Here is a 12,186-nt window from a genome sequence, read left to right on the forward strand (position 1 = left end):
ACTAGAAGACCCGCTGCATGACGCTCTCGCCGTCGCCGACGATCCGGCGGAACCGCTTGGCCAGCTCCACCGCCTCCTCCTCGGAGCGGACCTCGACCAGCGCGAACCCGGCCACCGCCTCCTTGGCCTCGGCGAACGGGCCGTCGGTCACGGTGATCTCGTCGCCGACCGAGGACACCCGGATGCCCGTCGGCGCCAGCCCCCCGGTCGCCAGCAGCACACCGGCCGCGGTCAGCTCCTCGACGAACGCGCCCATCTCCCGGTAGAGGCGCTCGTCCGGGGCGTCGCCGCCCGCCTTGCTCATCATCAGGTACCGCATGCCGTTCTCCAGTCCTCGGTCGGCCTTCTGCCTACACCCACCCGTCGTCCAGGTCCATGTGACAGGGAACGCACCGCTGAGCTGCGAGAACCCGGTCGCGGGGGTGATGAGGGGTCGTCACCTCCTCGGGTGGAGTCCCGGGGATGACCACCACCGGGCAGGCGAGTGTGGTCCCCTGTGTGGGCGGACCCGCTCGGTCGAGCCCCGGGGTGTCACCCGCACCGCGCGTCACGGTGTGAATGTCTCACTCTCTCGGGTGATGTCGCCTGCCGCGCGCGCGGGCGTGGCGCACGCTCGGGTGGTGAAAGCATCACCGGTCAAGCGGGTGCGCGGGCTGCAGTGGACCTGGATCCTGCTGCACGGGCTCGCCGTGGTGGTCGCCGCCTTGCTCCCCACCACCGGGGCCCGGGTCGCGCTGGTGGTCGCGCTGATCGGCGTGGACGTGCTGGCGATCATGGCCAAAGACCGGGATTGGCGCGGACCGTGGGGCCCGCTGCTGCTCACCCAGGTGCTGGCCACCGCGGCGTGGGCGCTCGACGACGCCCTGCTGACCCCGGCCGCAGTACCCGCACTGGGCGCGGTGGCACTGCTCGCCGCGATGCGCGGGCGGCCGGGCGCGCTGCCGGTCCTCGACGCCTGCGTGGTGGCGGTGGCGGCGGGCGCTCTCGTGTGGACGGTGCCCGGTGGTGGGCCCGCGTTGCCGTTGTGGCTGTGGGTCCCGGTGTTCGCGGGGATGGCGGCGGGGTTCGCGCACTCGGGGTGGCGGGCGTCGACCTGGCTGCTGGCCTGGGCCGGTTCCTGGTTGCTGTACGCGGTGTTGCTGCGCGCGGGGCTGGGCGGTCAACTCGGGTGCGTGCTGCTCTCCGGCGCTGTGCTGGTGTCGGCGCGGTTGGAGTCGCGGCTGCGCAACCTGCGCCGGGCGTTCCGGTGGGCGAAAGAGATCACGCTGACCGTGTGCGTCGTGCTGCTGCCGGTGGTGCTGCTGCTGCGCGCCTCGCACGCGACCACCCGCGACATCGTGGTGATCGCGGGCGGCTCGCTGGTGGTGACCGCGCTGCTGTTGCTGCGGCTGTCGGTGTCGCACCGGGAGGTGCGCACGGATCCGGTGCTGCGCGCGGAACTGCGCAAGCGGCTGACCCAGCTGTGCGCGGGGTTCGTGCTGCTGGCCCTGCTGCCGGTGGTGTTGCTGGCGTACGTGTCGATCAGCGTCGCGACCGGCATGGCCACCGGCGAGATCGACCGCAGGCTCGCGCACAGCGCCGACGCGGTCGCCGCGGAACTGGACGACCGGTTGAGCGGGATCGGGGCGCTGGTCAACGCCTACGCGCAGCGGCCGAGCCTGCGCGCGGCCGAGTTCTCCTCGACGACAGCCGAGGCCGCGGTGGTGGAGGCGGTGCGGTCGCTGCAGGAGCAGCGGCCGCCGTTCCTGGCCGCGTGGGCGCTCGACGCCAAGGGCCGGTTGATCACCATGGCACCGACCACGTTGACCGTGCGGGGCACCGACTTCGCCGACCGCGACTACTTCCAGGGCGCGGTGCGCCAGGGCAGGCCGTACGTGTCCAACACCTTCGAGTCCGCGGTGCTTGGCCATCCCGAGGTCATCGCCATCTCGGCGCCGGTCACCGACGCGCGCGGCACCCTGCTGGGGGTGCTCGCGGTGAGCTACCCGGTCGGGCCGCTGACGGACCTGGTCGACCGGGTGGCCAACGCGCAGGACGTGGAGGTGGTGGTCGCCGACGCGCGCGGCAACGTCGTCGGCGAGGACGTCAGCGGGCCGGGGCTGACCTCGGCGCTCGGGTACGCGGGGGTCGAGGCGGGGCTGCGCGGGTTGAGCGGGTCGACCACCGACACCGTGGACGAGACCGACTACCAGAGCACCTACCGGCCAGCGCCCGCCCTCGGCTGGGCGGTGGTGGCGCGGATCGACGCGACGCAGGCGTACGCGGGCACAGCGGTGCTCACCAGCCGGATCATCGCGATCACCACGCTCATCGTGCAGGTGCTGCTCGGCGCGCTGGTGCTGGCCGCGCGCAACGAGCGGCGCAAGCGGTTGGCCGAGGTGCGGCTGGCGGCGCGCGGCGAGCAGGTGCGGGCGATCCTGCACGCGGCGGGCGACGCGTTCATCTCCATGCGCCCGGACGGCCGGGTGTCCTACTGGAACGGTCAGGCCGAGGTGATCTTCGGGTGGACCGCGGCCGAGGCGCTGGGGGTGCCGCTGGTGGACCTGGTGGTGCCCGACGACCACAAGGACGCCCACATGGCCGGGGTGCGCCGGGTCGTCGAAGGCGGCGCGCCGCACCTGCTCGGCGGCACCAGCCAGGTCGTTGCCCAGCGCCGGGACGGGTCGGAGTTCCCCGCTGAGCTGACCATGTGGCGCTCCGGCGACGGCGACGAACTGGTGTTCAGCGCGTTCGTCCGCGACATCACCGAGCGCAAGCAGTACGAGCGCGACCTCGCCGACGCCCGCGACCAGGCGCTGACCGCCTCGCGGATGAAGTCGGCGTTCGTGGCCAACATGAGCCACGAGATCCGCACCCCGATGAACGGGGTGCTCGGCCTGGCCACATTGCTGCTCGACACCGACCTCGACCAGCGCCAGCGCGACTACGTCTCCACCCTGCAGCGCTCGGCGGACGCGCTGCTGGAGGTGATCAGCGACATCCTGGACTTCTCCAAGATGGAGGCGGGCAAGCTGGAGATCGACCCGATCGACTTCGACCCGCGCGCGCTGGTCGAGGACGTGGTCAGCCTGCTGGCGCCGACCGCGCGCAAACCCGGCCTGGAGATCGCCGCCGTCGTGCACCCGGCCATCCCGCCCGCCCTGCACGGCGACGCGCACCGGATCCGGCAGGTGCTGATCAACCTGGTGTCCAACGCGATCAAGTTCACCCCGGCTGGCGAGGTCGTGGTGTGGGTGTCGATCCCGCCGCCGGACGCCGACGGGCGCCACCCGGTCACCTTCACCGTCACCGACACCGGGATCGGCGTGCCCGAGGACCGCCAGGAGCACCTGTTCGACGCGTTCACCCAGGTCGACGTGTCCACCACGCGGCGATACGGCGGCACCGGCCTCGGCCTGGCGATCTGCAGGCAGCTGGTGGACCTGATGGAGGGCAGCATCGGCATGCGCAGCGCCCCGGACAAGGGCAGCGCGTTCCACTTCACCCTCCCGCTGGCGCCCGCGACCGCCCCGCTGCCCTCGACCCGCCCCAGCGGCGCGGTCACCGGCGCGGCGATCCTGGTGGTCGACGACAACGCCACCAACCTGCAGATCGTGTCCCAGCTGCTGCGCACCTGGGGCGCCGAGGTGGCCACCGCGTCGACCGGTGCCGAGGCGATGGCGGTGCTGCGGGCGGCGACCGAGGCGGGCCAGCCGTTCGACGCGGCGCTGCTGGACATGCGGATGCCCGACCTGGACGGGATCCAGCTGGTCGCCAGGATCCAGGCCGACCACACCACCGGCTCGCCCCGGCTGGGGATCCTCACCTCCACCAACGACGCCGAGGAGGCGCGCCGCGTCCGGCGGATGGGGGTCGAGGCCTACCTGGCCAAACCGATCCGGGCCGCGGCGCTGCGGGACGCGCTTGGCCGGTTGCTCGCCGACGGACCCGTTGTGCCGCAGCAGGAGCCGCCCGCGGTGCGCGCGACCCCCGCCGAGGACCGGCCGACCGCCGGGCGGGTGCTGGTGGCCGAGGACAACGACATCAACCAGCAGGTGGTGGTGCAGATGTTGAGTACCCTGGGCTACAGCGCCGACATCGCGGAGAACGGCGAAGAGGCACTGAACATGGTCAGCACCGGCGACTACGACGTGGTGCTGATGGACTGCCAAATGCCCATCCTCGACGGCTACCAGGCCACCACCCAGATCCGGCAGCTGCCCGCGCCGCGCAACCAGGTCCCGGTGATCGCCCTGACCGCCTCGGCCCTGGCCTCCGACGAAAAGCGCTGCCGCGAGGTCGGCATGGACGACTTCCTGACCAAGCCCCTGCGACGAGAGCAGCTGGAAGCCGTGCTGCGCCGCAACGCCACCCCCTCGGCCCCGCAGCCGCGCCGCGAGACCGACCAGCTGTAGCGCTCACCAGGTGGGTCGCGATCATCCTCGTGAACACGGGGAGGTCGCGGTGGTGGTTGACCCTGAGGGCGCGGCATCGGTGGCCGAGTTCGCGGCGCTGCTGAGCCAGGCCCGCGACGAGGCGGGCAACCCGCCGCTGCGCGCCATAGCCGCCCGGATGGCCGCGACCACCGGCACGGAGATCGGCCCGTCGACGCTGGTCGCCCTGTTCCCCGGCGACCAGCCGCCCCGGCTGCCGACCGCCGACCAGCTCGACGGCCTGCTCTACGCCTTCGAGATCCCCGCCGCCGACCACTGGATCTGGTTCGACGTCCGCGCCCGCCTCACCACCCCCCGCCCGGTCGCCGCCGACCGCGCCACCGTCAGCCTGGCTGACTCCATCACCGCCGCGGGCGACCGCGCCGACAAGGTCCTGCGGGAGCTCACGCCGGAGCAGATCGCCGAGGTCGTCCCCTACATCCGGGTCAAGGCGTTCGCCAAGCGGCTGCCCGGCAAGAGGAAGCACGCCAAGCGCATCGCCAAGGTGCTCGGGCACTTCCCGCCCGCATTCGTGGCGAAGGTCCTGGCCCACTCGCAGCGCGACGCGGGTTGGTACCTCCTGCAGGTGGCCCTCCACTGGCGACCGGACTTCGCCATCGAGGTGCTCGCCCACTACCCGCGCCCGGACGACTTCGCCGACGAGGAGGACTACGCGGACCGGATCCTGCGCGGCTACATCGCATTGCGGGCCCGGCAGTTGCGCGCCGGGGCGGGGTGAGGTGGGGCAGGATCGGGCGGGTGCGACCTGACTTGGTGATCTTCGACTGCGACGGGGTGCTGGTGGACAGCGAGCCGATCGCGGTTCGGGCGAATGTGGCGGTGGGTGCCGACCTGGGGTGGGCGATCACCGAGGCGGAGGTGGTCGACCTGTTCGTCGGTCGGTCGGCGGTGTCGATCGCGGGGGTGATCGCGGGGCGGGTGGGGGCCTCGGCGGCCGTGGAGTGGGAGCGCCGGTTCGCGGAGTTGCACGGGGCGGCGCTCGCTTCCGAGCTGACGGCGGTGGCGGGGGTCGTGGAGGTTCTGGACGCGTTGGACGCGGCTGGGGTGCCGTATTGCGTGGCTTCCAGCGGGACCCACGAGAAGATGCGGGGGACGTTGGGGGTCACGGGGCTGTATCCGCGGTTCGCTGGGCGGATCTTCAGCGCTACCGAGGTGGCCGAGGGCAAGCCCGCGCCGGACCTGTTCCTGCACGCCGCGCGGCGGTTGGGCGGTGCGCGGGCCGTGGTGGTGGAGGACAGCCGGTACGGGGCGCGGGCGGCCCGGGCGGCGGGGATGCGCTGCTACGGGTACGCGGGAGGAGTGACGCCCGGCGAGTGGTTGGCGCAGGAGGGTGCGGTGGTGTTCGGGGACATGCGGGAGTTGACGGGCCTCTTGTTGTGACAGCGACCGGGGCGCCGCTCCCCCTCGGCGCGGCGCCCCGGTCGGGTCAGGCGGTCTCGCGGATCAGCTCGACCTCGAGTTCCAGGTCGATCTCCTTGGACACCAGGATCCCGCCTGCTTCGAGCACCATGTTCCAGGTCAGGCCCCAGTCCTCGCGGTTGATCCGGCCCTTGGCGGAGAACACCGCGCGGTCGTTGCCCCACGGGTCGCGCACGACGCCGAGGTGGTCGACCGCGAGCGACACCGGGTGGGTGACGCCCTTGATGGTGAGGTCGCCGTCGAGGACGCCGCCGGAGCCGGTCCAGGACACCGACGTCGAGGTGAAGGTGGCGCCGGGGTGCGCGGCGACGTCGAAGAAGTCGGCGGAGCGCAGGTGGTCGTCGCGGGTCTGGTCGCCGCTGGCCACGGAGGTCATGTCGATGGTGACGGTGACCGCGCTGTCCTCGGGCCGCTCGCCGACGGTGACCGCGCCCTCGACGCCGGTGAACCGGCCGCGGACCTTGGTGAGCATGAAGTGCCTGCCGACGAACCCGACCTCGGCGTGACCGGGGTCGATCCGCCACACGCCCGCCGCGGGCAGTTCGACGCCGCCGACGACGCGGGTGGCGCCCTGGTCGGCGCTCTCGGTGGGCAGACCGGCGTCGACCCAGTCGCGCTTGCCCGCGGCGTACTTGAGGACGTTGGTGTAGCCCAGTTCCGCGAGCCGGTCGGCGGCGATGCCGGAGTTGCCGCAGGTGTCGTCGGAGCAGTAGACGATGACCTCGGTGTCCTTGGTCGGGATCACCTCGGCGGCGCGGCCGTCCAGGTCGTCGAGCGGCAGGTTGAGCGCGCCGGGCAGGTGCGCCTGCGCGTAGTAGGAGGGCGGCAGCGCCTCCAGGACGACCGCTGAACCGGCGTCGATGCGCTGCTTGACCTCGTCGGTACCGATGACGCGAGCCATGGTCGGCCCCCTTCTCCAGAAATGTGCGTCTGCACGCACCTTAGCAAATATGTGCGGACGCACGCAATCGCCTACACTCGGCCCATGCGACTCCCCCTGCGCACCGACGACCTGGGCATCGAGGCGTGGCGGTCGGTGCTGCTGGCCTACAACGCGGCCCTGCGCGCGATCGAGGCCGAGCTCGACCGGGCGGGCAGCATCCCGCTCACCTGGTACGACGTCCTGCTCGAACTCCAGGCCGCCGAGGCCCCCGGGCTGCGCATGCGCGACCTGGCCGACCGGGTGGTGCTCAGCCGCACCCGGGTCAGCAGGCTGGTCGACGAGATGGCGGCGGCCGGGCTGGTGCGCAAGGAGACCGACGCCCAGGACCGGCGGGTGGTCTGGGCGGTGCTGACCGAGGACGGCAGGACCGCGTTCCGCACGACCGTGCCGATCTACCTCGGCGGCATCGAGAAGCACTTCGCCGCGCACCTGACCGACGAGGAGAAGCAGGTGACCGCGGCCGCGCTGCTCAAGGTCGCCCACGCGCACCGCTCGTCCACTGTGGATCCGCCACCTGGCCCTTGATCACCGGTCGCCGGTGGTATTGGATCGGCCGCACGGCTCGCTCGGCCGACGAGGGAGGGGTCACCCATGACCCAGGCGCGGTGGACCAACCCGTTCACCCCGTTCGCCACCGCGGCGTTACCCCTGGTCCAGCGGCCGGAACTGGCCGGGCTGGTCGCCGAGGTGGACCACTTCCTGGACGGGTTCACCCGGTTCACCACGGCGTTCCCCCGCGACCCGGCCCGGCTGGTGCTGGTCACGGGTCCGTCCGGGTGCGGGAAGTCGACGCTGGTGCAGCGGTGCGCCCGGTGGCTGCTCGACTCCTTCGACAACGTGCGGTGCGTGGACGTGTCGGAGGAACCGGCCGCGCTCACGGTGCGGGAGCGCATAGATGTCGTGTGCGGCCGTTTGGCTGACGAGGTCGGCCTTGCCCGCGACGCCCCTAGGCGCGTTTTCGACGAGCTCGTGTCGAAGCTGCCGGAAGACGCGCTGCTTGTGGTCCTCTTACCTCCCTTGGAACTATTGGCCGAATTGCGCTGGTACGCCGGGGCAGCGCCGCGGCAAGTGGTCCTGTTCACGGAGTCGTCCCACTTGCGCTCACCCGACGTCGACGCGGTGGTGTTGGCTCTCGGACCGCTGGCACCCGGTGATGTCAGCCGATTCGTCGAGGCACGGCTCGCGGGCGCACCTGCTGATGTACCCGCCCTGAGCCCGGCCGCGATCGACTGGATCGAGCAGCGCTGGTCGCCTATAGGCCTGTCAGCTGAAGCACTGCGGCAGTTGTTGTTCGAGGCCTACGAGGATGTCCGGCACAGGGGTGCGGGCGAGGTGGACTTGGACGGCATCATGGCAGGCAGGCTGCGGCGGTTGCTGGATCAGCCCTGACTCAGGTCTGGTCGCGATACCATCGGTGGTCTGGTACCACGAAGCGGCCGATGAAGGTCGCCTAGGGGGACGTTATGTCTCAGCAATCGGTGGCAGCGCCGCCCACGGGCGGTAGTCGCCTGCCGTTGGCCCTCTTGGGGATCACCGTCGTCTGCTGGGCTCTCGCGGACCTCATAGGCGTGGCGGGCGTGCACACCGCGGCCGGGTACCACCTGTTCGTCATGGCGTTGCTCGCCGTGGGGCTCTACGGGAGCACGCGCGGCATTGTGCTGTCGGAGCTGCGCGGCAACATCGGTGTCGTCGTGCTCGCGGTGACGGTGGGGGTGTTGGCCAAGACCGCGCTCATCGCCGGGGTGATGTACCTGGTCGATTCGCGGCCGGTGAGCCTCATCCTGGGGGTCGCCGTCGCGCAGATCGACCCGTTGTCGGTCGCCGCGACCATGAACAGGCGGATGTCCGAACGGGCGAAGGCGATCCTGTCCGCGTGGGCGGCGTTCGACGACCCGGTCACGGTGTTGCTCGTGGTCTACCTGTCCGCGTTCGCCCTGGGTACGCCCGGTGTGCTGTCGAGCGGGCTCGCGGACTTCGGCACCAGCCTGCTCTACAACGCCATCTTCGCCGTAGCCGCAGCAGCGCTGTGGACCCTCTATGTGCGGTACGGCAGGCCACGGATGTCTGGCCTATTGGCCTTCCTGGCGACACTAGTGGTCCTCGGGTTCGCCGTAGTGGCGGTGACGCAAGGGCTGATGTTGGGTGTTGCGTTGGCGGGCTTGGTAGTTAGGCCGTTCGAAGGACATGCTCGGGCCGAGGGCGTAGTAGAGAAGACGCTGACCGGAGCGTTGCTGTTGGCGGGAGTCGCGCTCGGCGTGGTGCTCGCGGGCGCTGTGGGGCAGGGGTCGTTGGGCTTGCTGCTCAAGGGGATGCTGCTGGGGCTAACGGCGTTCGTGGCGCAGATCGCGGTGGGGTCTCTTATCGCGTCTCGGTTGAGTCGGTACGACAGGTGGTGTCTGGCCCTAAGTCAGCAGAACGGCCTAACAGCCATCGTGCTGTCGTTGCTGCTGGAGACCAGCTTCCCCGGCACCGTCGCCGTAGTGGCTCCGGCGATCGTGGTGACTTACCTGTTGTTCACCGTCAGTCGGCACATCTTGGACCGGATCGACGATGCGCCCAAGACCCAGGAAAAGGTCCCGGTCAAGCGCTTGCGTCTCGCGGCCCTTCTTATGCCGCCTATCCCCTAGACCAGCGGTTGCGGTGCTCGGTCAAGAGTTCGGTAGCCGCTCTTAGGTCCTCGGCGGGCACTGGATCGGCGAGCCAACCTTGCACCTGTGCGCTGATTTGCTCGACGAAGCGGCGGCCTATAGGGGTCAGTGCGCCGCTGGCGAGCAGCACTTGGCTCGTCGACCACGTCGCTGCGCGCCACCTCGCGAACTCTTGGTTAGCGCGGGAACTCTCGGACACCTCTCGGCGTCGCCGCCAGAACGCGGCGATGGTGAGGTGCGCGTAGATGCCGTGCAGCAGTCCGGCGACGGGACGGGGATCGGTGCGCCACGGTGCGTAGAAGCGGCGGTCGTCGGCTGTATCGAACAACGGGAAGAGGTCCATCAGCACGGCGAGCTTGGCGTGGTGCAACTCGTGCGCCAGCGTCACCGCCACCAACTCGGCGTCGGCGCCCAACGAGAGGAACACGCACCCAAGCGCGTCGCCCACAGTCGCGCTCATCTCCCCCACGTCCGTGGGGTCCAATGGCGCCACAGCGGTGACCATCACCGCCAGTTCCTCGGCCAGCACCGGGTGATCGGCGGCGAGCAGGTCCCAGGCAGCGGTCACCCGCTCGGCCCAGAGGGCCAGGTCAGGTGCCTGCGACAGCCCGAGGCCGTCCGGCAGCAGCCCGGATGGCCAGCCACCGAAGGTCCAACGCAACCCCGGCGCCGGGACGAGTGCCGGGAACGGCCGCCAGCGGAGTTGGTCGGTGCCCACGCGGCCGCTGACAGGGTCGACTGGTCCCAGCGACGGTAGGACGCGGGCCTCTTCCGCGAAGGTCAGGCGTACCCGGACATCCGCGCGTATAGCGGCCGCCGCTGCCACCTGTGCCAGGCAGCCTGGTGTGGTCAACCCGCGCTCTCGTCGTAAGAGGCTTGCGGTGGCCCATAGGCCCACCATCGGGTCGTCCAGCACGCGGTTGACGGCATGCGGAGCGTGCTGCCGCAGTTCGCCCAAGACAGCGAACGCCTCGCTGTCGTTGGCCAAGAGGCGAATGAACGACAAGGTGCGGCTGCGGCGTGCTGACACTAAGAGGCGGGCGGCAGCGGCCCCGCCTCTGCCAGCAGCAAGGTCGTCGAAGACGTCCTCCGGCACCACGTGCTGCGTTGGTTCGGTAGTCACTTCAGCGCAGCGAGGTCGTGGGCGAGCCGGGCCCGCACGTGGCTGGTCAACCGGAACAGGTCCGGGCAGTACACCGAGGGGTTCACGAACCCCTCGCCCGCGCGGTAGCGGTGCGCGGGGTGCCCGCCGCCACAAGCCGCCAGGACCGGGCAGGTCCGGCACTCGGGGGCCAACTCCTGCGGCGGGAAGACGACCGCGTCGAACGGGTCCGTGGCGACGTTGAGCCCGGTGTCGACGGCACCCGGCTCGACCGCGGCGATGATGTCCGAGAGCTCGATGGATCCGTCGGTGGCGACCACCAGCGGCGGCGCGGTCTGCTCGCCGAGCCCCTCGACCCCGGAGGTGCCGCCCAGCCAGAGGGTCACCATCTCCGCGAACTGCCGCACGATCGTGGTCCGCGGTGACGCGGCGTACCACTCGTCGAACACCGGTATCAGCCAATCGGCGTACGGGGTGCGCGGATCCGTGGCCGAGCGGCCGGGCGGCGGTGCGGTCCAACTGCCGTGCGGGAGCAGGAAGTCGAGCACCGGCGGGCCGAAGTCGAGCAATTCCCGATAGCAGGCCAACGGGTCTTCGGCGAGGTCGACCACGCACAGCAGGCCCGCGAACAGGTGCCGGAAATCCGGCCCGGCCAGTTTCCGCACGGCGGCGGCCACGATGTGGTGAGTTCCGGTGCCGTCGCGCCGTTTCCGATGTCGGTCGTGTCCGGCTTTTGTCCCGTCGAGGCTGACCCCGACGCGCACATTCAACTCGGCGAACAACCGCAGGAATGCCTCGTCCAACCGCACCGCATTGGTCTGCACGGTGAATCCGACCGGCACCGGAACCCGGCGGCGGGCCGAGCGCACCAAGGCCGCGATCCGCGCCGGACCGGCCAGCAGCGGCTCGCCGCCGTGCAGCACCACCTCGACGCGCTCCAAGCCGTGCCGCACGACGTGCTCGGCGAGCCGTCCGACCAGGTCATCGGCGGTGCGCTCGGACATCACCGCGGGCGCAGAGCGCCACCTCGGGTCGGCCATCTCGTAGACGTAGCAGTAGTCGCAGGCCAGGTCGCAGCGGCTGTGCAGCTTGACGACGAACTGGCGCGTCGGCGGCCGCACTCGCATCCCCGCTCTCCCCCGTTCCCGCGCGCGCCGCGGCGCCGCGCCCATCCCACCACCGGGTTTCGCGTTCCATGTAACACGGCGGCGGCGGACCGGGGTGTCGGCTGATCGGTGTATCTTCGGCCAGCACGGGCACCACGCACCGCACCGGCCGATAGGGTCGGGGAAGTAGGCCACCCGATCGGGGGCTCGACCGGGTCGGACGCCGGGTGGCGTTCACCGAAGGGGGTGCGGATGGACGGCTCTGGGATCGCGTCGCCCACCGCGGCCGCGGATTCGGGTTCGCCGGAATCGGGCGTGTTGCGCTCACACCTGCTCGACGTTTCCGATATTGATTTCGCGAAGCTCGCGGCGCTGCCCGACTGCGTGCTGCGGGAGTCGCTGGCCGGGGTGCTCGGCAGGCTCGCCGCGGTGCCCGACCGGTACCAGGCGCACCAGAGCTCGCTGTCGGGCGGCGCGTCGGGGTGAGCGGCGGCCGGTGGCGCGAGGGCCTATAGGAGCACGGGCGAATGGGAGC

The 12,186-nt window shown here is 71.1% G+C and carries 11 protein-coding genes; 7 read left to right on the forward strand and 4 right to left on the reverse strand.

Annotated features, from left to right (window positions below; genetic code table 11):
• Position 1: 1 nt before the first annotated feature.
• Complete coding sequence (locus JOD54_RS31380; RefSeq protein WP_204455547.1) at positions 2-319, reverse strand: YciI family protein; 318 nt, start codon at positions 317-319, stop codon at positions 2-4.
• A 301-nt stretch (positions 320-620) separates the two neighbouring features.
• On the opposite strand from JOD54_RS31380, the gene JOD54_RS31385 reads away from it, so the two are divergent.
• Genes JOD54_RS31385 through JOD54_RS31395 form a run of 3 tightly spaced genes read left to right on the forward strand, consistent with a single transcriptional unit; the run spans position 621 to position 5,813 of the window.
• The gene (locus JOD54_RS31385; protein ID WP_307860431.1) at positions 621-4,394 is read left to right on the forward strand and encodes a response regulator; all 3,774 of its coding nucleotides are present in this window, start codon (positions 621-623) and stop codon (positions 4,392-4,394) included.
• Positions 4,395-4,443: 49 nt separating this feature from the next.
• Positions 4,444-5,151 (forward strand): hypothetical protein, encoded by a 708-nt coding sequence (locus tag JOD54_RS31390; RefSeq protein ID WP_204455549.1) that lies wholly within the window; start codon positions 4,444-4,446, stop codon positions 5,149-5,151.
• Positions 5,152-5,171: 20 nt separating this feature from the next.
• Positions 5,172-5,813 (forward strand): HAD family hydrolase, encoded by a 642-nt coding sequence (locus tag JOD54_RS31395; protein ID WP_204455550.1) that lies wholly within the window; start codon positions 5,172-5,174, stop codon positions 5,811-5,813.
• Between the two features lie 46 nt (positions 5,814-5,859).
• Here the strand turns inward: JOD54_RS31395 and JOD54_RS31400 are convergent, their stop codons facing one another.
• On the reverse strand, positions 5,860-6,753 hold the full coding sequence (locus JOD54_RS31400; RefSeq protein WP_239573570.1) for a YceI family protein: 894 nt from the start codon (positions 6,751-6,753) through the stop codon (positions 5,860-5,862).
• Between the two features lie 84 nt (positions 6,754-6,837).
• On the opposite strand from JOD54_RS31400, the gene JOD54_RS31410 reads away from it, so the two are divergent.
• The 3 genes from JOD54_RS31410 (at position 6,838) to JOD54_RS31420 (ending at position 9,422) form a co-directional block, all read left to right on the forward strand.
• Positions 6,838-7,320 (forward strand): MarR family winged helix-turn-helix transcriptional regulator, encoded by a 483-nt coding sequence (locus JOD54_RS31410; RefSeq protein ID WP_204455551.1) that lies wholly within the window; start codon positions 6,838-6,840, stop codon positions 7,318-7,320.
• Between the two features lie 66 nt (positions 7,321-7,386).
• Positions 7,387-8,184 carry an AAA family ATPase gene (locus JOD54_RS31415; RefSeq protein WP_204455552.1) on the forward strand — a complete coding sequence of 266 codons (798 nt, stop codon included), beginning with the start codon at positions 7,387-7,389 and terminating at the stop codon, positions 8,182-8,184.
• 74 nt (positions 8,185-8,258) lie between these two features.
• Entirely contained in the window at positions 8,259-9,422 is a 1,164-nt protein-coding gene (locus JOD54_RS31420) for a hypothetical protein (RefSeq protein WP_204455553.1), read from the forward strand.
• Here JOD54_RS31420 and JOD54_RS31425 read toward each other — a convergent pair.
• Together JOD54_RS31425 and JOD54_RS31430 are read right to left on the reverse strand one after the other, a co-directional pair.
• A complete protein-coding gene (locus JOD54_RS31425; RefSeq protein WP_204455554.1) occupies positions 9,412-10,566 on the reverse strand; it encodes an aKG-HExxH-type peptide beta-hydroxylase in 1,155 nt (384 codons plus the stop codon). The two genes, JOD54_RS31420 and JOD54_RS31425, sit on opposite strands and share 11 nt — an antisense overlap.
• The gene (locus JOD54_RS31430) at positions 10,563-11,672 is read right to left on the reverse strand and encodes an FxsB family cyclophane-forming radical SAM/SPASM peptide maturase (protein ID WP_204455555.1); all 1,110 of its coding nucleotides are present in this window, start codon (positions 11,670-11,672) and stop codon (positions 10,563-10,565) included. The genes JOD54_RS31425 and JOD54_RS31430 overlap by 4 nt, the downstream gene beginning before the upstream one ends.
• A gap of 231 nt (positions 11,673-11,903) precedes the next feature.
• Between JOD54_RS31430 and fxsA the strand changes: the two genes are divergently transcribed.
• A complete protein-coding gene (fxsA, locus tag JOD54_RS31435; RefSeq protein WP_204455556.1) occupies positions 11,904-12,137 on the forward strand; it encodes an FxSxx-COOH cyclophane-containing RiPP peptide in 234 nt (77 codons plus the stop codon).
• Positions 12,138-12,186 lie beyond the last annotated feature (49 nt).

This window comes from Actinokineospora baliensis, assembly GCF_016907695.1.
In the GTDB taxonomy this organism is placed as follows: Bacteria; Actinomycetota; Actinomycetes; order Mycobacteriales; family Pseudonocardiaceae; genus Actinokineospora; species Actinokineospora baliensis.

Coding starts and splice junctions, on each gene's coding strand:
- JOD54_RS31380 (WP_204455547.1), bottom strand. CDS start 319: ATGCGGTACCTGATGATGAGCAAGGCGGGCGGCGACGCCCCGGACGAG.
- JOD54_RS31400 (WP_239573570.1), bottom strand. CDS start 6,753: ATGGCTCGCGTCATCGGTACCGACGAGGTCAAGCAGCGCATCGACGCC.
- JOD54_RS31410 (WP_204455551.1), top strand. CDS start 6,838: ATGCGACTCCCCCTGCGCACCGACGACCTGGGCATCGAGGCGTGGCGG.
- JOD54_RS31415 (WP_204455552.1), top strand. CDS start 7,387: ATGACCCAGGCGCGGTGGACCAACCCGTTCACCCCGTTCGCCACCGCG.
- JOD54_RS31420 (WP_204455553.1), top strand. CDS start 8,259: ATGTCTCAGCAATCGGTGGCAGCGCCGCCCACGGGCGGTAGTCGCCTG.
- JOD54_RS31430 (WP_204455555.1), bottom strand. CDS start 11,672: ATGCGAGTGCGGCCGCCGACGCGCCAGTTCGTCGTCAAGCTGCACAGC.
- fxsA (WP_204455556.1), top strand. CDS start 11,904: ATGGACGGCTCTGGGATCGCGTCGCCCACCGCGGCCGCGGATTCGGGT.